We start from the raw sequence: 16,752 nt of genomic DNA on the forward strand, positions 1-16,752 counted from the left end.
CCAAATCTGCCGTCACCTTATCAGCCGGTAACTTTTGGCGAGCTTGCGGCGCCGCTGTTGCGCCGTCGGCGGCTTGCCGGCGTTGAGCGCGCGCATCACGCCGATGCGCGCAAACATGGTGGGCCCGCCGCGCTCGGCGACCAGCAGCAGCGCCTCAGCGGCCGCCTGCCATTCCGGCCTGCGCTGGAGGGCCGGCGACAGGGCGGCGATATAGTCGCCGACGTCGAGCAAGGTCACCAGCGTGTGGCCGCCGGGCAGCGCGATCGGCTCCTCGAACCGGGCCGACCAGGTCATGCCTTCGTCAGCGGATCTTCGCCTGGCGCCATCAGCTTCACATAGGTGCCGCTCTCGTGCTTCCAGAGCCAGCCCTGTCTGATTGCATAGGCGAGGCCGGCGCCGAATTCGCTGCCGCTGCCTTTCAGCGTGAACAAGAACGGCGCGTTGAGCCGCTCGATGTAGATGCGGCCGTCCTGGACCGCCGCGATACACATCGCCGAGAGCATCACAGGAAAGACAGGCAGCAGCATCACGGCCTCAACGATTGTCGCAAACAAGCTCTTGCGGATTATTAGATCCAGGGGTGTGTCGCGCCAGTCTTCTTGATCGCAAATGCGAATTCGTTGCATTGCCTGGGAAGCAATGCCGCAAAAATTCGCGATGCAGGCTCAACTAGGCGTGCAATTGCTAACAGAGCGGGTTTCCCGCTTCGTGTTAGGCGCTGGATCGGCAATCGAAGATCATAGAAGAACTGGGTTGATGGAACCCGGTTCGGATCGTAGCTGGATATCGTTTTGACGATATCCCGCTCGGTCCATCGATAGACAAAATTCGGAGTTCCTGTTTCGGCGACGCCGCCTCGCCCGTCAATAACGGAATCGAGTTCATAATCGAGCGTCATCCCGAGCTTCACGGCGCATCGGATCAACAGGCTGTCACGCGATTCGAACGCCACAACACATTTGCGGGCAACTCGGTACATCTCGAGCAGAGCACGGTGCGGGGAATAGCAGTGGTGCAATCCAGCATGCACCATGACGACATCAAACGATCCGTCCTCATAAGTCAGGTTTTCGGCGTCTTGCATACGGTTCGCGGCGTCTTGATCCAGGTTTGTTAGAGTGTAATCCTCAAACCCGAGCTCCTTTACTACTCGCTCATCGAGCGGCCCAGCGCAGACGATTAGGACGCTGTCAGATAAACCAATTTCTCCATCTGCGATCAACTTGCGAAGAACACTAGAATAAAAGCTAGTAACGACGTCGCGCACCTATGAGCCTCCCTTGCCGGCACACCATGGCCCACAACCGCAAATAGTGCAACAGACAGAAATAACCTGGCAACGTTCGGAAACGCCGCTCCGGAACCCTCCCGAAGTGATTGACGAACGGGGAAGCTATGCGGATGCCTGCGCCTTCGATCCTTGGCCCTGTCGGCGTGCGCGCACGCTCCGGAAATGCCGGAGACGCCCGCGCGCGAGCTGCCGCCGGTTCCCCATAGGATCATGCGAAGGTGCCGGTGCCGCATCTTGACGTAACGTGTGCCCTTGCAGCCCTTCACCCCGAACCAGGGGAAGAAGCAAGGACACTCGCGTCATGCTCAAGCTGACGGTGAGCGACGATAGCGCCCACCGTCAGCGCCTCGAAGCCTCGGCCGGCTGGTACGAGAATGTGCGCTGGGATTAGGGGCGCGCTGATGTCGAACGGTGACGGCATCACCGTCCAATCCTCGATCGGCTCGGGCAGGTTCAAAACCAGCTTGGCGCGCTCGGCGCGCAAACGTCGGCGGTCCTACGAGCAAGCCCGCGCCAATGACGGCCGGCGCGAGATCTACACGAAGCTAGAAAGCCTCTCGCTCAAGGCCGCGGAGTTGATCGGATCGCGCCGCTGGTCGATACCCGCCGGCCGGCTTCAATCCGAATAGCTCGCCCGAGGAGATCGAGGCCGCGCTGGAGTTGGCAGCCAAAGAAGCTGCCAAGAAGAGGGAAGACAAGTAGCGCGTCCGCGACCCAGGCGGTCGGGCGTGATCCCGGCCGCTTGCTGGATGCCAGATCGCTCCTGTTGTGGTAACTTACGCATGCAGGAGACGCGATATGGCAAACGAGTTGATCGTTCGGCCAAGGTCCGATCTGGTGCCCCCAAGCAGCGCGGGACGCGCCGCTCAATACGTCCGTATGTCGACGGACCATCAGCGATTTTCCACGCAGAACCAAGCTGCTGCCATCGCCGTTTATGCCGCGCAGCATGACCTTACAATCGTTCGGACGTACGCAGACGAAGGCAGGAGCGGACTTTGCATCGCCCGGCGCGATGGGCTGATTACACTGCTCGACGACGTTCGCAGCGGCCGTGCGGACTTCGACCACATCTTGGTCTACGACGTGAGCCGCTGGGGACGATTCCAGGACGTCGATGAAAGCGCCCATTACGAATTCACCTGCAGACAGGTGGGAATCAAGGTCTGCTACTGCGCCGAGGAGTTCGACAACGACGGTAGCGTCATCGCGAGCATCGTAAAGAATCTGAAGCGCGTAATGGCGGCCGAATACTCTCGGGAGCTCTCGGGAAGGGTCTATGCCGGCGCATGCCGCGTTGCCAGTCTCGGGTTCAAGCAGGGCGGCCCCGCGGGGTATGGCCTGCGGCGCGAGATGATCGATGAAAATGGGTGCTCAAAGGGAATCTTGCTGAGAGGCCAATACAAGCATTTGCAGACGGACCGGGTCGTGATTCGGCCCGGTTCGGAGAACGAGCAACGCATCGTTGCTCGGATATTTCGGGAGTATGTCGTTCATCGCCGATCTCGAGGCTCTATCGTTCGCTGGCTAAACAATGACCAAGTTCCCAACCATCGGGGGAGCCCGTGGTCCTATGCCATGGTCCTCCAAGTTTTAAGCAATGAGGCCTACATTGGTAATTGCGTCTACAATCGTTCCTCGAGCCGGCTGAAGCAGGTAAGGAAGCGGAATCCGCCAGAGCAATGGATTCGAGCTACCGGCCTATTTGAACCGGTCGTTGACAAAAGCATCTTCCTCAAAGCCCAGGATCTGTTGAAGGAGCAACAAGGCAGGTGGTCGAATGAGCTGCTACTGAAGAAGTTGCGAGAGACGCTCTCGGTGAATGGAAAGCTGAGCTTCTCGATTCTGGCTGCTACCGAGAATATGCCGAGCGCTGCCCTATATGCACACCGGTTTGGCAGCTTGAGGGAGGCCTTTCGTCGTGTCGGCTATGTCAATTCTGAGCGGAATTTCGACTACGTCGACGCGCGGGAACAATCTGAAGCCGAGCTATCGAGACAGGTAGCAACTCTTGTCACTCATATCAGGACTCGCGGCGTTACTGCGGTCTTTGATGCTGACACTGAAGTGATGACGGTTGCCGGCAAACTCGCCATCTCGGTGCGGATCGCGCGCTACTACGCAGCGCGGCGCCACGCGCCTTGTTGGTTGGTTCACCGGCACACGATTGAGCCCGCCGGCCTGATTCTTGCGCTGCGATTGGACAAGGAGACAAATAGGCAGGTCGTTGACTACTTCCTCCTACCGTTGAACGAAATGGCCAAACATTCGATCGCTCTTACGGCGACGTCTCGCTCGCGATTTGCGACCTATCGCTGTCCTACAATGAATGACGTCTTGCGAGTCGTCATGACAAAGGTTGCCGGGACACTGCTATAGGGAAGGGTGACGGCACGTTCCAGCGATGGAAGCTTACCGAGAGCCAAGCGCGCAAAATCCGGCGCTAGCTCAACTCGAGGCTCGACCAAGTCGTTTGCCAGAGTGATCGCAGCTGATTTAGGCTGCGATCGCCTTTTTCGCCGCTTGTGCAAGAAAACCAGATCGCGTGAAGCCGTGCTTCTCTGCGTAGGCGTCGATCTCCTGTAACACGTCAGACGGCAGCGTGACATTGACACGCATGACCTTAACCTCTTGGGGTGGGGCCTGGATCAGCACGGCAACAGCATCTTTGTTGGCGGCATCTGCCATGATCTCTTCGAGCGAAGAGGGCACCGGAACGGCATCGCCGTCTTCTGCCAAGCCTTCGAGGTGAAGAGCCAAAGCTTCAACAGCCATCGCGCGTGCATCGTCCAAGTCCGTTCCAGCGGTGACCACGCCGGGAAGGTCAGGAAACGAAACGCCGTAATCGCTGTCGGCGTCCTTATGGATTAGAGCGATGTAGTGTCGCATTTGAGCTCCCCTCCTTGGGTGGGCCGATGGCCCTCTCTATGCAGCGTCATTTCAACTTTAAACCGGCTTGCTTCTCGATGCTCTTTAAGGTTCCAATTGGAAGGCCCCGCTTAGGATGGGGGACCGTGACTCGGCCATTTTTGGTCGGGTGCTTAAACTGAATGTGGCTACCTTTTTGGGCCACCAGTTCCCATCCGTCGGCTTTGAGAGCTTTGATGATGTCCGCCGATTTCATGTGTGTACATGTACACACGCCGCGACATGGTGTCAAGTGTATAAATACACACCTGATGGATAGTTCCGCAACGTCGAGCAACTCACCGGACGAGTTCGACAATTCCCACGGCCAGCGCGGCTACGGTCCAAAACGCCATTGCGGCGAGGATGAATTCCGGCCGTGTCATCGCGGGAGCTTCTCGCGTTCGGTGCGCGCCAGTTCCTTTGCCCGGGCCTCAGCCTCGGCGCTGTTGAGAATATCCGAGCGAAGGCGCCGGCCTGGCAGATCGTCCCAATAGAAATAGCGGCTCGGCCGGCCGTCCGCGAACCGAACCTCAAAACTGCCGGTGTCGGGCACCTTCTGATGACGGAGGATGCGGACGGCATCGCCTTGCATGCAAGCGATTCCTTTGCCAAAACAAACAGAAAGGCAAGGGGATTCAATGCTGGTTTGATTTGCCGTTTTCCGCAAAAAGGCAAGCAGATTCAAAGATCTACCCGCGCCTGGGAGACTAGGGGTCGGAGGTTCAAATCCTCTCGCTCCGACCATTTTTCTCAAATCATCTGTCGGGTGGACTGACCTTCGGCGTGGAGCCGGCTCCCGCCCGTGACGCATGCGCGACGATCAGCAGCAGATGGCTGCTTCGGTGGTCGGCAAACTAAAATGCCGAAAACAACCCCATGCACAGTAGCGAAGCCATCGGCGAGATGACGTTTTTCCGAAACAGTTTGACGCGTCGGGCAAAACAGGGGCATGATGTCATCGTGCCAGTCTGTAGATCGGGGCTTTGGGCGCGGGAGAGGGCAATCGCAATCGGACGACATTTTCGCGAGCCGAAGTGATGTCGTCTTCCCTGGAAGCACGCGTTCCGCGACGTCCCACTACCTCAAAAACCCCACCACCATCCGCGTCGTCTCATCCACCAGCGTCCGCACCGTCTTGTCCGATCGCATCGCGGCCTGGTTCAGCACCGTGTTGTGCGCGACCGCTTCGATTGCGCTGACGCAGATGAAGGTTGCGACGTCGAGGTCGATCTTGCGCATTTCCTTGCGGTGGATGTCGAAATAGGCCCGGACGAGGGCGTGGATCTCGCGGTTGAAGGCTTCGACGTCGAGCTTTCCGGCGCGCGGGATCTGCTCGGCGAGGACGCGATGCAGTTCGGGGTTGATGCGGTGCGCCTCGATCGCGACGGTGACGAGGCGGCGCACGGCTTTGTCGATCGGCATGTCGGTGACTTCGGTCAGCGCTGAACGGACGATGCCCATGATCTCCTCGTTGTGACGATTGATCACGGCGGCGACCAGCGCCTCCTTGCTTGGAAAATACTGGTAGAGCGAGCCGACGCTGACGCCGGCGATTTCGGCGATGCGGTTGGTGCTCGCTTTCTCGAAACCTTCGCGGACCAGAATGCGAGCGGTGGCCTCTACCAATGCGTCGACGGTGGCGCGGGATCGCTGCTGCGAGGCATTTTTCCGGGCTTTTGTCGGCGGTTTGCGGGCCACGGCCTTGTGATCTGAATGCGAGTAGGAAAAGCGAGTGAATGCTCGCATTATACCCGCAAGTGGCGGCGGGTCGGCAAGCCTCTTTGACGCCGCGTCGAAAGAGCCGATGGGGATGTGGCCATGAGCGTTGCCAGGATCGTGTCTGTCTTGCATTTTTGTCCGGGCGGTTGCGTGTTCAATACGCCATCCCAGCGCGATTCCGCACCGAGCCTGCAAAGCCGCGCCCTCAATCTGCTATTGCGGCAGCTTCCGTATAAGCAACAGCTGGCGTCCGCCGAGGCGGTGCAGGCGCATGTGCAGAAGCTCGCGTTGCAGCCGGCCTCGTTCGAGCCGACGGGGCTGGGGCGCGGCGTCGAGGCGACGCTGACCAAGATGGGCGGATGGCCGGTCTATTACACGGCGCCGTCGTCGGGACATGAGGGGTGCAACCACGTCATGTTCCTGCATGGCGGCGGCTTCATCAACGAGATCGTGCCCGCGCATTGGCGCTTCGTCGGGCAGATGACGCGCAACGCGGGCGTTGTCTGCGTCGTCCCGATCTATCCATTGGCGCCGCGCGCCACGGCGAAGGATATCGTCCCGAAGACGGCCGAGCTGCTGCGCATGCTGCTCGAGGATGCCGGGTCCGCAAAGGTCACGGTTGTCGGCAATTCGGCCGGAGCCAACCTCGCGCTCGCTGCGTGCCAGTGGTTGCGTGATCGCGGGCACCGGCAGCCGAACCGGCTGGTGCTGATCTCGCCCGCGGCTGATGCCTCGGTCAGCCGCCCGGAGCAGGTGGCGATCGCGGCCCGGGATCCGATCCAGGACATTCCGGGCATCGTCGAGGCGGGGCGGCTCTATGCCGGTGAGCTCGATGTCGGCCATCCCTTCGTCAGCCCGCTGAACGGCGCCTTCCGCGCGCTTGCGCCGATGACGATCTTCTCGGGCACGCGCGATCTGCTCTACCCTGACAGCGTCGATCTTGCGGAGCGCGCGCGGGCGGCGGGCGTGCCGGTCGAGCTGCATCTGCTCCGTGACCAGCCGCACAATTACGCGCTGATGCCGACGCCGGAAGGACGGCGCGCGCGGGCGATGATTTTGCAGGCGGTGGCTTAAGAGGAAGGTGTGATCGTTGTCACAAAGCGCGCCGCCGCAATGGGGGCTGGCGCTGGCGGTGCCCGCGCGGAAGGACCATGCGGCCTCCGGGGCGTTTCCTCATCCTCAGTCTTGATATCCGTAGTCTTGATATCAGTAGTTTTGCGGGGCCTTATTGGTCAGGCGTGGCCCTTGATCTCGTAATGACCCGGCACGCATTTGTAGCGATCGAGGCGCCAGTTGGCGTGGTAGATCGGATGCTCGCCCATCCATTTCGCCAGCGGGGCCTGTGCGCCGATCGCACACTGCATCATCGATATCTCGGGCGTCATGTTGCTGTCGGTCACGATTTCCTCGATGCAACTGCCTGAGCTGGCTGCACTAAGCCGGCAGAGCACGGCAACGACGGTCACGAACATTCCTGTCACCTCATCGGTAGTTTCTGACCACGAAGAGGATGCAAGCGGAGTGCCAGAGCCTGTGACTGAAACAACACGCTGGCCTGGCCGACTCGACCCAGCGTCCGGAGTCCATTTGACGATTCGGATTGTAAAAAAATTGCCCATAAACCGAAGCCGGGCAACTACGGGGAACCGGGCGAGGGATGACCGATTGTGGGGGCAGCGCCGCGCCGGTGACGCTTCACAGGGCCCTCGCAGCCGATAGGCTCGCAGACTGCGGATACCCGCCGGGAGAGCAGGACCGCAGCAAGGGCTTTGGAAACGCGAGGGCAGACCATGAAGGCACGACCGACCGGCGTGATTCCGCCGATGACGACGCCGTTTCGCAAGGACGGCGAGATCGACTTTGGGCTCGTGGCGCCCCAGGTCGACTGGATGATCGGCGCCGGCGCGCATGGCGTCGCCGCCGGTGGTTCGACCGGCGAAGGCCACACGCTCGACCACGAGGAATATCGCGACCTGATGGAAGCGACGGTGGCGGCGGTGAAGGGGCGCATTCCCGTGATCGCCGGCATCATCGTCGATTCCACGCGCGATGCGATTCGCCGGGGCAAGCTCGTGCGCGACATGAACGTTGCGGCCCTCCAGGTCACGCCGGTGCATTATCTGTTCAAGCCCGACGACGAGGCGATGGTCGCGCACTTCCGCGCCATGGCCGACGAGACCGGCATGCCCATCATCATCTACAACGTGGTGCCGTGGTCCTATCTGTCGCCGGCGCTGCTGACGCGGATCATGACCGAGGTGCCGCTGGTGGTCGGCGTCAAGCAGAGTGCGGGCGATCTCAAGCTGTTCGCCGACCTCATGATGATGGCGCCGGACAAGCTGATCTACAGCGCGGTCGATGCCCTGATGTATCCGTCCTACACATTGGGCGCCCATGGTTCGATCGCGGCAATCTTGACCGCGGCGCCGCATGCCTCGGTCGCGCTGTGGGACGCGGTGAAGGCGGGCGACCATCCGCGCGCGCTGGATTTGCACAAGAAGCTGCTGACGCTGTGGAACGCCGCCATCGCCGACAATCTGCCGGCCTGCACGCGCTACGCGCAGACGCTGCAGGGCCTGCCCAGGACCTATCCGCGCGCGCCGATGCCGGAGGCATCGCTTGCGCAGCAGGCGGCGATCCGCAAGGCGCTCGAGGGTCTCGGCGCGTTGAACGCCCAACGCGTCGAAGCGGCGGAATAGTCCGCCCGCCGAAATAATCGATCTCGAAGCCGGCAGCGCCGATCCGCTTTTACCTGCGGATGCGGCGCTGCTAGATTTTGCGTGCGTCCCGATGCGGCGCGGCGTCGAAGAAACAGACGGACAAGGGGAGGGGCCGAAAGTCCCATGAAGGAATTTGCAGGAAAGATCGCCGTCATCACCGGCGGCGGCACGGGAATGGGGCGCGAGCTCGCGCGGCAGCTCGTCGCCGAGGGCTGCAACGTCGCGATGTGCGACGTCTCGGAAGCCGCGATGGCCGAGACGAAGCGGCTGTGCGAGGTCGAGAAGCTGCCGCAGGGCCTGCGCGTCACGACCCATGTCGCCGATGTTTCGATCGAGGATCATCTCAAGCGCTTCCGCGACGAACTCGCCGAGCAGCAGAAGACGGACCGGATCCATCTCCTGTTCAACAACGCCGGCATCGGCGGCGGCGGCAGCCTGTTCACCAACACGCGCGAGCAGTGGGAACGCACCTTCAACATCTGCTGGGGCGGCGTCTATCTCGGCGTCCGTACCTTCCTGCCGATGCTGGTCGCGGCCGACGAAGCCCACATCGTCAACACTGCGAGCGTCAACGGCTTCTGGGCCTCGATCGGCATGAACCAGGCGCACACCGCCTACAGCTCGGCCAAGTTCGCGGTGAAGGGATTTTCCGAAGCGCTGATCAACGATCTCCGCCTGCACGCGCCGCACGTCAAATGCTCGGTGGTGATGCCCGGCCACATCGGCACCTCGATCGTCTCCAACTCGCGCAAGGTGCAGAGCGCCGACGGCTCGGAGCGGCTCAGCGCCGACGAGGTCGCGCTGACCCGCAAGCGCATGGTCGCGGCCGGCGTGCCAGATGCCGACAGGATGTCGGACGAGGACATCCAGGCGGCGTTCGCCGAGCGCGCGCGCAGCTTCCTCGAGGATGCGCCGACGACGGCGGCGCAGGCCGCGAAGATCATTCTCGACGGCGTCAAGGCGGAGCGCTGGCGCATTCTCGTGGGCGAGGACGCCCGCCGACTCGACGAGCGCGTGCGCGCCACGCCGGAGCAGGCCTATGACCGCGCCTTCTATGAAAGTTTTACCCAGGAAGTCGGCTGGCGGCTTGGCTGACGCCGTCAACGAGCGCGCGCGAATATGGGTATGATGATCGTCATGGCAAGAGGCGCGCATGTAATTTTGCGTGCCACCTCCTGCCAGCTTTTGTTGCCGGCTTTTCTCCAATCATGACGAATTGGAATGTCACGCATGCGGCGCGTCGATGCGTTCAAGCGATGGTGATCTTAAACGGCTCTCATTCGGTGCACGGCAGCTTGGTCAGGGAACCGAAATAGTTTAGTCAGTCAGGTGTAAGGCGATGACCAGAGCGTAGCTCCCGATGATACCCGCATGCCTCTCCGACGACTGGATCCTTTGCCCGGAGCGAGAGGACATTTCCGCTGAGTTCACCCGGCTCCTCACCGCGGCCCAGGAGGGCGGCGCCACGATCGCCGAATGCCTGATGATCGCGCGGCAGCTGAAGCGCGGCGAAGACCAATCCTGGCATCGCGAGTGGAAAAAGCTGGCGCAGGCCAATCGTCATCGCGCCGAGGCCGCGTTCGCGGAAGGCCACATGGCGAGCGCACAACGCAACTGGCTGCGCGCGATGAATTACTACGGCGCAGCGGCGATGCCGCTCGACCAGGCCGACGAGCGCCGCTGGGTTGCCGTGCTCGCGATGCAGGAGTGCGCCCGCCGCTACCTCACGGCGCGCGGCCCGGCCGGCGACGTCGTCACGATACCCTGGCTCGACGGACACTCGCTGCAGGGCTACTTCCTGCCGGCGCCGTCGGCAGGCGAGCAGGCCCCGACCGTGATCTGCATCGGCGAGCCGGGCCACCGCAAGGAGGAATTCCTGTTCAAGCTCGCGCCGCATGCGCGCGAGCGCGGCTTCTCGATGCTGGCACTGGACCTCTTCGGCGACCAGCGCGATGATTATCTCGACGCGCTGTTGCGGCGCCGGGATCTGGAAAGCGCCCTTCCCAGCGTCATGGACTATCTGGAGAAGCGCAGCGACGTCGATTTCAGGCGCGTCGCGATCGTGGCCGACGGCTGGGGCTCTTCCTTCGTGGCGCGCGCGGTGCTGCAGGAGCCGCGGCTTGCCGCCGCCGTCTGCGATGGCGGTCTCTGGGACCTGCACGAACGGGCCTTCTTCGCCAGCCGATTCGCCATGAGCGATGTCAGCATCGTGCCGGTGCCGCATGCGCCGCTGATGGCCTCCAGCGCCGACTGTCCGGTCCTGATCACGCTGGGTGAGGACGGCTGGCTCAAGGCCGACCGGGCGCGGCAGATCGTCCAGACCTCGCGGCTCGGCAGCTCGGATGTGATGCTGAAGGTGTTCACCGCGGCCGAAACCGGTGCGGCGCAGTCCCATGCGGACAATCCGAGCCTGGCCAACGAATACATCTTCGACTGGCTCGAAACGCGGCTCGGCGCCGCCGGGCGCATCTAGACACGCCGCCTCAGAAGTCGAGGGTCAGGCGGACGCAGGCCTTTTCGAGACGGGTCTTCAAGGTCGCGAGCTTGGTGGTGAATTCGGTGAGTTCCTGCTCGTCGAATTCCTGGAAGACGAATTCCTTGATCGTCTTGTACTGCTCGTTGAGGCTCGCCAGGTGCTTCTGCGTCTTCTCGGTCAGCGACAACCGGACCACCCGTGCGTCGGTCGGCGAGGGGCGACGGCGCAACAGGGCCTTCTTCTCGAGCAGCTTGGACTGGGTGGTGACGAACGAGGGATCGACGTGGAGAAGCTTGGAGACGACGTTGACGGGAATGCCGTCGTCCTTGTCGAGGTCGGAGATCGCCATCAGTATCAGCCATTGCGGGCCGCTGATGCCGAGCGTCCTCGCCCAGAACTGACGCAGCTCCTCCAGATACATGTTGATCGACGATATCTCCCAGGTGAAGCGCCGGATGATATCCAGATTGCCGACGGAGCGGAGGCGCGCCCCTTCTTTCCTCGTGGCTGACACAGCGTCACTCCCGTGATCTGAATACCTGCGGCCGGTGTTTTGCGCGGCCATAGTTCACGCAAGCCTGCTCTGACGCAAGTGCAGGGCAGGGTAATTTCGTCACTAAAATTACAAAGATGATCAGCTCAGCAGACTGGCTCAGCCGGGGTGTTGCGCGCGGGGCACAGGTTTAGCGAAACCACAAAGCTGACTAAATAAACTATTTTGATTAAGGGAACAGCGCAGGCATATTGATCCGTGACGGTGGGGGGTTCTCGATCGTCCCGTTGCAGGTGGTTCGCTCACGTCCCTCGCGTTCAAGCAGGTGCGTCCGAAAGCGCGAAGCGGCCGAGCGGATTTGAAGAGACGGGGATCTGGGGGGCCTCACGGTCCGGTCTCCGCAAAATGTGCAACTTGGAGGTTTTAAATGAGAGTGGTGAAGAGCCTATTGCTCGGCACTGCGGCGGGTCTGATCGCCGTGAGTGCAGCCCAGGCGGCTGATCTTCCGGTCAAGGCCAAGGCGGTCGAGTACGTCAAGATCTGCTCCCTGTATGGAGCCGGATTCTACTACATGCCGGGCACCGACACCTGCATCAAGCTGGGCGGCTATCTGCGCGCTGACGCGATCCTTGGTGGCGCAGGCGACTATGGCTTCCAGCAGGGCGCGAACGCGGGCTCGAACAACCGTCTGACCAACTACTATACCGGCCGCGCTCGTTTCGACTTCAACGTCGACACCCGCACGGCGACCGAGTATGGCGTGGTGCGAACCTACGCCGACATGGTCTTCAGCTGGGATTCCCAGACGGTCACCGGCAGCAATCCCTCGACGTTCTCGACCGGTTCCGCCTCGCTCGGCCTCTACCATGCGTTCATCCAGTTCGCCGGCTTCACGTTCGGCCGCACGGTCTCGATCTTCGACGCCCCGTGGCAGAGCTATCCGGCTGGCGGTCCCGACACCATTCCGGGCGGCAGCAACCATACCAACGGTGTGAATCAGGTTGCCTACACGGCCGACTTCGGCCAGGGCATCACCGCGTCATTCGCGTTGCAGGACGAGACGACGGCGACGAACGGTCAGTCGAACCTCTGGAACGTGTCCTCGGGTACGGCCGCTCAGTTCGTGACGGGCGTCTACGGCGCCAATGCCTGGGGTGGCACGCGTTCTCCCGACATCATCGGTCAGGTCCGCGTCGACCAGGCCTGGGGTCTGGCCCAGCTCTCGGTTGCCGCGCATGACCTCCATGCCGCCTACTACGGCGCCACGGAATCGACCGGTCATCCCTCCGACAAGTGGGGTTGGGCTGTGCAGGGCGCCTTGTCGATCAAGAATATCCCGACCGGCGCGGGCGACAACATCAACTTCCAGGCCGTCTACACCGACGGTGCAACCCGTTACAACTTCCAGAGCCTGTTCCCGCAGAGCTTCTTCATGTTCAGCGGTAGCGGCACCGCGTATCAGAGCACCGGTTTCGCCGGTGTTTCCGACGGCGTCTTCGGTGCCGGTACCGGCATCGATACCGTCAAGACCTGGGGCTTGCGTGGTGGCTATACCCACAACTGGAGCCCGAACTGGGCGAGCGCCGTCTACGGCGGTTACGCCCAGTTGAAGTACGGCGATGCCGGCAAGGGCCTGATCTGCGGCAACTTCGCTGCTATCGCGGTCGCGGGCGCTACTTGCAATCCGGACTTCAACTTCGCGGTCGTCGGTGTCAACACCGTGTGGACTCCGGTCAAGAACCTGGCGCTCACTGCCGACGTGAGCTGGTCGCATCTGGACCAGAAGTACTCCGGCTCCATTGCAAGCCCGGGTATCGCCAGCGCTGCGAAGCCGGCGGCCGTGTACGAGCTGAAGGACCAGAACTCGGTCAGCATGCTCCTGCGCGCCCAGCGCAACTTCTAACATCGATCTCGCAGATCGATCAGAGAGCCCCGGCGGGACACCGCCGGGGCTTTTTTACAAGAGGGGCGTTCGGAAAATCCGGCAGCCCGTGCGGGCGACGAAGACGAGCCATGCGGTTCGATCGGCCCCAGACTTATTTACTTACCTGAGTTACTAAGCTATATAGCTTTCAGCCGATTTCGAAAGTTGCGGCTCTTAGCTTGATGCTAAGCCTCCAGAAACCTCCGGCAATGCCCTGCCGGAGGTTTTTCGTTTCAGCAAAGCGTTTTCAAGCGAAGTGGATACCGGTTCGCGTAAAGAAAACGCGTCAAGCAGAATCTAGCCGCGCATGACACGGGCGCGCGAGTTCGGCCGGTAGGCGAGGCGGCTGTGGCCGGCGCAATACGACTGGCCGTCCGGCGCCGAATTGCCGCAGAAGCAGAAATCGTCCGCACCCGGCGTCGAGATCGGCCAGCGGCAGCGGTTCTCGGCAAGCTCCAGCAGCGAGCAGCGATTGGCTTCGTCGATCGGCCCGGCGACCACCGGCGCGCCGGTCTCGCCATAGATGGTGGCGAGCATCTCATATTGCAGCCGCGGCACCGCTCTCGTCGCGCGCGCCGGCGCAAGGCTCCGCTCGAGCCTGCGGTCTTCGACCGCGCGGCTGCGCGTCAGATTGAGCCTGGACAGCTTGCCGATCACCGCGTTGCGGCTGACGCCGATATCGGCGGCGATCTCGCGGCACGAAAGTCCGGCTTCGAAGTGCTGCTTCAGAAGTTCAATTCGTTCGTTGGTCCAGGTCGGTGAAGAAGTGGGTGAAGAAGTCGCTGAGAGAACAGGCATTGTAGCGGTCCCAGGTTGCAGATGTCGGCCATCCGCCTCTCGAGATCCGTCCGCCTCACGTCCGGCGCGCGCTCACGTTCTGCCGTTGTCGCGAATCGACAAAAGCCCGTCCTTGATGGCGAGACGGATGCCTTCCTCGATCAATGTCCGTGCGACGCCGGGAACGCTGGTGCCGTGGGTGCCCTGTCTCACCAACTTCTCCAGATAGGTGATGGTCGAGAGCGCCAAGGTTACGGGAATGCGGTCAGTCTCGGCTTTTTCGGTGGCCATGGTCCGAACGCTAACCTCATACTCAGATACATAAAAGTAACGATTAAGACTCTATTTAGGTTCGGGGGTGGAAGTCAAATGCCGGCTGAGGTCATGGCTCAGCCCGTTGGAATCGCAAGAGAAATTGGACGCGGCAACGCGCGCCGCCGGGAGTGCCGGGCAGCGTCGTGGCTCGACAGGTCAGGGAAGGCGTGCCGGCTCAGCCGTGCACGATCGCCTTTTCGATCATGCAATGGATGCCCTTGGAGCCGTTGACGGTCTGGGTCACCCGCAGATCGGCCGCCAGGCTGCACAGCGTATAGGCGTCCTCGCGCGACAGATTTCGCGTCTCGCCGAGCAGCGCGATCATGTCGCGCAGCGCGCGCACCACGCACTGGTCGAGATCGGGGTCCATCGCCATGGTCATGTAGTGCGTCGCCGTCTCGGCGCGGGGATAATCGAACCGCAGGTCCTTGCGCAGCGTCAGGCGGAAGCGGCCCTGAAGCGCGGTCTCGATCGCGGTGACGCAAACCTCGCCGTCGCCCTGCACGCCATGGCCGTCGCCGCAGGAGAACAGCGCTCCCGGAACGAACACCGGCAAGTAGAGTGTCGCGCCAGCGCCAAGCTCCTTGTTGTCGAGATTGCCGCCCATGGCGCGCGGGACCAGCGAGGAGATTCGGCCCCAGGCGGGAGGCGGCGAAACGCCCATCACGCCGAAGAACGGCTTGAGCGGCAGGTCGAGGCCCCACGGCATGCGGCCGACCATCCGCGTCCGGTCGAGCGGGATGTTGAGGATGCGCGTCTCGTGGAAATCGTCGGGCAGGGTGCCGGACAGCGGCTTGATCATGTTCCAGCCCCAATCCTGCCGGAGCTGGACGTCCAGGATCTCGACCGCGAGCACGTCGCCAGGCTCGGCGCCCTCGACCGCGATCGGGCCGGTGAGGATGTGGCCGGGCAGCATGCGCTCGTTTCTGGCATGAACCTCGAAAATTTCAGGGGGAATGTGAAACTTGCTGCGGTCGGGCAGCATGTCCGGACCGCCGCTGATGGTGTCGACCGTCACCTCGTCGCCGCTCGCGATGGTGAGGACGGGCTCGAGCCTGGCTTCGAAAAAGCCCCAGTGGCACGTTTCGGGGCTCGAACGCAGGTGGTGATGGGTCATTGGCCGCCTCTGGTCGGTTTCATCTGAACTTGCCATGAGGACTTGCGAGGCCCGGGCTTGACCAGGCAATCGATCCTCTTCCAAGAAGCTTTCTGAAGATCGAGGTGCGGGTCAAGGCCCGCGCAACAGGCACGATCATTCCAGCGAGGCGCCCCTGCTTTTTGTCCTTTCCAAGACCCTCGGCACCGCGGTGCTGCCGACCAACTTCCTGATCGAGCTCGGGATCGTCTCGGTCGTCCTGATGGCGACGCGCTTTGCCGCATTCGGCCGCAAGCTCGCCGCGGCCACGCTGATCCTGCTGGCGCTCGCCGCATTTTCGCCGCTCGGCAATCTCCTGCTCTATCCGCTGGAGGCGCGCTTTCCGCCGTGGGACCCGTCGCGCGGTGCGCCTGATGGCATCATCGTGCTCGGCGGCTCCGTCGACACCGATCTTTCGGTGGCGCATCGCACGCCGGTCGTGTCGCATGCGGCCGATCGTCTGTTCGCGCCGGCCGAGCTCGCGCGCCGTTATCCGAATGCTCGCATTGTTTTCACGGGAGGCACCGCGAACCTGGTGTCGACAGGCGCCAGGGAAGCCGACTACTCCGCGCCTGTCCTGGAAAATTTGGGCATCGCGAAGGAGCACCTGATCCTCGAGCGGGACTCGCGCAACACCTACGAGAATGCGATCTTCACGAAACGATTGGTGGCGCCGAAACCGGGCGAGCGCTGGCTTCTGGTCACATCGGCCTTCCATATGCCGCGGTCGATGGGGATCTTTCGCAAGGCCGGATTCGATGTCGAGGCCTATCCGGTGGATTGGCGGATGGGCGGGCGTGACGATCTCCTCTCCTTCACCAATGTCGCCGCGGACGGGCTCGGCCGAACCGAGGTTGCCGTGCGCGAATGGATCGGGCTCGTTGCCTACCGCCTGATGGGCCGGACCGGCGATTTGCTTCCGGGCCCCGCGAAGGACTAGAAACGACGACAAGACGAAGATGATCGGCGCAATCGCCGGCCGGGAGGACGCC

The 16,752-nt window shown here is 62.2% G+C and carries 20 protein-coding genes; 8 read left to right on the forward strand and 12 right to left on the reverse strand.

The window, feature by feature from the left end; translation table 11 throughout:
• Positions 1 to 12 precede the first annotated feature (12 nt).
• From OC450_RS22095 to OC450_RS22105, 3 genes are read right to left on the reverse strand one after another with little or no spacing between them, the layout of a single operon-like run.
• Complete coding sequence (locus tag OC450_RS22095) at positions 13 to 294, reverse strand: hypothetical protein (RefSeq protein ID WP_262048672.1); 282 nt, start codon at positions 292 to 294, stop codon at positions 13 to 15.
• Positions 291 to 527: a hypothetical protein gene (locus OC450_RS22100; RefSeq protein ID WP_262048673.1), complete on the reverse strand. Its 237-nt coding sequence runs from the start codon at positions 525 to 527 to the stop codon at positions 291 to 293. Before OC450_RS22100 ends, OC450_RS22095 begins: the two co-directional genes overlap by 4 nt.
• A 41-nt stretch (positions 528 to 568) precedes the next feature.
• The gene (locus OC450_RS22105) at positions 569 to 1,267 is read right to left on the reverse strand and encodes a class I SAM-dependent methyltransferase (RefSeq protein ID WP_262048674.1); all 699 of its coding nucleotides are present in this window, start codon (positions 1,265 to 1,267) and stop codon (positions 569 to 571) included.
• Positions 1,268 to 1,692: 425 nt separating this feature from the next.
• On the opposite strand from OC450_RS22105, the gene OC450_RS22110 reads away from it, so the two are divergent.
• Together OC450_RS22110 and OC450_RS22115 are read left to right on the forward strand one after the other, a co-directional pair.
• Positions 1,693 to 1,920: a hypothetical protein gene (locus tag OC450_RS22110; RefSeq protein WP_262048675.1), complete on the forward strand. Its 228-nt coding sequence runs from the start codon at positions 1,693 to 1,695 to the stop codon at positions 1,918 to 1,920.
• A gap of 169 nt (positions 1,921 to 2,089) precedes the next feature.
• Positions 2,090 to 3,670 (forward strand): recombinase family protein, encoded by a 1,581-nt coding sequence (locus OC450_RS22115; RefSeq protein WP_262048676.1) that lies wholly within the window; start codon positions 2,090 to 2,092, stop codon positions 3,668 to 3,670.
• A gap of 117 nt (positions 3,671 to 3,787) precedes the next feature.
• Here OC450_RS22115 and OC450_RS22120 read toward each other — a convergent pair whose 3' ends face one another.
• The 4 genes from OC450_RS22120 to OC450_RS22135 all read right to left on the reverse strand — a co-directional run bounded on the left by OC450_RS22120 (position 3,788) and on the right by OC450_RS22135 (position 6,115).
• Complete coding sequence (locus tag OC450_RS22120) at positions 3,788 to 4,180, reverse strand: type II toxin-antitoxin system HicB family antitoxin (RefSeq protein ID WP_262048677.1); 393 nt, start codon at positions 4,178 to 4,180, stop codon at positions 3,788 to 3,790.
• A 46-nt stretch (positions 4,181 to 4,226) separates the two neighbouring features.
• On the reverse strand, positions 4,227 to 4,415 hold the full coding sequence (locus OC450_RS22125) for a type II toxin-antitoxin system HicA family toxin (RefSeq protein WP_262048678.1): 189 nt from the start codon (positions 4,413 to 4,415) through the stop codon (positions 4,227 to 4,229).
• A gap of 165 nt (positions 4,416 to 4,580) precedes the next feature.
• Positions 4,581 to 4,793 carry a hypothetical protein gene (locus OC450_RS22130; RefSeq protein ID WP_262048679.1) on the reverse strand — a complete coding sequence of 71 codons (213 nt, stop codon included), beginning with the start codon at positions 4,791 to 4,793 and terminating at the stop codon, positions 4,581 to 4,583.
• 485 nt (positions 4,794 to 5,278) lie between these two features.
• Positions 5,279 to 6,115, reverse strand: a complete 837-nt coding sequence (locus OC450_RS22135; RefSeq protein ID WP_256807160.1) for a TetR/AcrR family transcriptional regulator — start codon at positions 6,113 to 6,115, stop codon at positions 5,279 to 5,281.
• Positions 6,116 to 6,136: 21 nt separating this feature from the next.
• On the opposite strand from OC450_RS22135, the gene OC450_RS22140 reads away from it, so the two are divergent.
• Positions 6,137 to 6,994: an alpha/beta hydrolase gene (locus tag OC450_RS22140; RefSeq protein WP_256807161.1), complete on the forward strand. Its 858-nt coding sequence runs from the start codon at positions 6,137 to 6,139 to the stop codon at positions 6,992 to 6,994.
• 158 nt (positions 6,995 to 7,152) lie between these two features.
• Here the strand turns inward: OC450_RS22140 and OC450_RS22145 are convergent, their stop codons facing one another.
• Positions 7,153 to 7,392: a hypothetical protein gene (locus tag OC450_RS22145; RefSeq protein ID WP_094891819.1), complete on the reverse strand. Its 240-nt coding sequence runs from the start codon at positions 7,390 to 7,392 to the stop codon at positions 7,153 to 7,155.
• A 318-nt stretch (positions 7,393 to 7,710) separates the two neighbouring features.
• Between OC450_RS22145 and OC450_RS22150 the strand changes: the two genes are divergently transcribed.
• The 3 genes from OC450_RS22150 to OC450_RS22160 all read left to right on the forward strand — a co-directional run bounded on the left by OC450_RS22150 (position 7,711) and on the right by OC450_RS22160 (position 11,113).
• Positions 7,711 to 8,619, forward strand: a complete 909-nt coding sequence (locus OC450_RS22150; protein WP_211385960.1) for a dihydrodipicolinate synthase family protein — start codon at positions 7,711 to 7,713, stop codon at positions 8,617 to 8,619.
• Positions 8,620 to 8,763: 144 nt separating this feature from the next.
• Complete coding sequence (locus OC450_RS22155; protein WP_256807163.1) at positions 8,764 to 9,735, forward strand: SDR family NAD(P)-dependent oxidoreductase; 972 nt, start codon at positions 8,764 to 8,766, stop codon at positions 9,733 to 9,735.
• Between the two features lie 265 nt (positions 9,736 to 10,000).
• On the forward strand, positions 10,001 to 11,113 hold the full coding sequence (locus OC450_RS22160) for an alpha/beta hydrolase family protein (RefSeq protein ID WP_262048680.1): 1,113 nt from the start codon (positions 10,001 to 10,003) through the stop codon (positions 11,111 to 11,113).
• 10 nt (positions 11,114 to 11,123) lie between these two features.
• Here OC450_RS22160 and OC450_RS22165 read toward each other — a convergent pair whose 3' ends face one another.
• The gene (locus tag OC450_RS22165; protein WP_211385963.1) at positions 11,124 to 11,630 is read right to left on the reverse strand and encodes a MarR family winged helix-turn-helix transcriptional regulator; all 507 of its coding nucleotides are present in this window, start codon (positions 11,628 to 11,630) and stop codon (positions 11,124 to 11,126) included.
• A 406-nt stretch (positions 11,631 to 12,036) separates the two neighbouring features.
• Between OC450_RS22165 and OC450_RS22170 the strand changes: the two genes are divergently transcribed.
• Positions 12,037 to 13,512, forward strand: a complete 1,476-nt coding sequence (locus OC450_RS22170; RefSeq protein ID WP_262048681.1) for a porin — start codon at positions 12,037 to 12,039, stop codon at positions 13,510 to 13,512.
• Between the two features lie 318 nt (positions 13,513 to 13,830).
• Here OC450_RS22170 and OC450_RS22175 read toward each other — a convergent pair whose 3' ends face one another.
• The 3 genes from OC450_RS22175 to OC450_RS22185 all read right to left on the reverse strand — a co-directional run bounded on the left by OC450_RS22175 (position 13,831) and on the right by OC450_RS22185 (position 15,742).
• On the reverse strand, positions 13,831 to 14,331 hold the full coding sequence (locus OC450_RS22175) for a GcrA family cell cycle regulator (protein ID WP_262048682.1): 501 nt from the start codon (positions 14,329 to 14,331) through the stop codon (positions 13,831 to 13,833).
• A 72-nt stretch (positions 14,332 to 14,403) separates the two neighbouring features.
• Positions 14,404 to 14,601, reverse strand: a complete 198-nt coding sequence (locus OC450_RS22180; RefSeq protein WP_007603456.1) for a hypothetical protein — start codon at positions 14,599 to 14,601, stop codon at positions 14,404 to 14,406.
• Positions 14,602 to 14,800: 199 nt separating this feature from the next.
• Entirely contained in the window at positions 14,801 to 15,742 is a 942-nt protein-coding gene (locus tag OC450_RS22185; protein WP_262048683.1) for an acetamidase/formamidase family protein, read from the reverse strand.
• 190 nt (positions 15,743 to 15,932) lie between these two features.
• On the opposite strand from OC450_RS22185, the gene OC450_RS22190 reads away from it, so the two are divergent.
• Positions 15,933 to 16,700, forward strand: a complete 768-nt coding sequence (locus OC450_RS22190; RefSeq protein ID WP_262048684.1) for a YdcF family protein — start codon at positions 15,933 to 15,935, stop codon at positions 16,698 to 16,700.
• Positions 16,701 to 16,752: the final 52 nt, after the last annotated feature.

The organism is Bradyrhizobium sp. Bra78 (assembly GCF_024519855.1).
Taxonomy (GTDB): domain Bacteria; phylum Pseudomonadota; class Alphaproteobacteria; order Rhizobiales; family Xanthobacteraceae; genus Bradyrhizobium; species Bradyrhizobium japonicum_G.

Bases quoted from the DNA above. Each gene is read 5' to 3' on its own strand.
- OC450_RS22095 (WP_262048672.1), bottom strand. From the start codon at position 294: ATGACCTGGTCGGCCCGGTTCGAGGAGCCGATCGCGCTGCCCGGCGGC.
- OC450_RS22100 (WP_262048673.1), bottom strand. From the start codon at position 527: ATGCTGCTGCCTGTCTTTCCTGTGATGCTCTCGGCGATGTGTATCGCG.
- OC450_RS22110 (WP_262048675.1), top strand. From the start codon at position 1,693: ATGTCGAACGGTGACGGCATCACCGTCCAATCCTCGATCGGCTCGGGC.
- OC450_RS22115 (WP_262048676.1), top strand. From the start codon at position 2,090: ATGGCAAACGAGTTGATCGTTCGGCCAAGGTCCGATCTGGTGCCCCCA.
- OC450_RS22120 (WP_262048677.1), bottom strand. From the start codon at position 4,180: ATGCGACACTACATCGCTCTAATCCATAAGGACGCCGACAGCGATTAC.
- OC450_RS22125 (WP_262048678.1), bottom strand. From the start codon at position 4,415: ATGAAATCGGCGGACATCATCAAAGCTCTCAAAGCCGACGGATGGGAA.
- OC450_RS22130 (WP_262048679.1), bottom strand. From the start codon at position 4,793: ATGCAAGGCGATGCCGTCCGCATCCTCCGTCATCAGAAGGTGCCCGAC.
- OC450_RS22145 (WP_094891819.1), bottom strand. From the start codon at position 7,392: ATGTTCGTGACCGTCGTTGCCGTGCTCTGCCGGCTTAGTGCAGCCAGC.
- OC450_RS22150 (WP_211385960.1), top strand. From the start codon at position 7,711: ATGAAGGCACGACCGACCGGCGTGATTCCGCCGATGACGACGCCGTTT.
- OC450_RS22155 (WP_256807163.1), top strand. From the start codon at position 8,764: ATGAAGGAATTTGCAGGAAAGATCGCCGTCATCACCGGCGGCGGCACG.
- OC450_RS22160 (WP_262048680.1), top strand. From the start codon at position 10,001: ATGATACCCGCATGCCTCTCCGACGACTGGATCCTTTGCCCGGAGCGA.
- OC450_RS22170 (WP_262048681.1), top strand. From the start codon at position 12,037: ATGAGAGTGGTGAAGAGCCTATTGCTCGGCACTGCGGCGGGTCTGATC.
- OC450_RS22175 (WP_262048682.1), bottom strand. From the start codon at position 14,331: ATGCCTGTTCTCTCAGCGACTTCTTCACCCACTTCTTCACCGACCTGG.
- OC450_RS22180 (WP_007603456.1), bottom strand. From the start codon at position 14,601: ATGGCCACCGAAAAAGCCGAGACTGACCGCATTCCCGTAACCTTGGCG.
- OC450_RS22185 (WP_262048683.1), bottom strand. From the start codon at position 15,742: ATGACCCATCACCACCTGCGTTCGAGCCCCGAAACGTGCCACTGGGGC.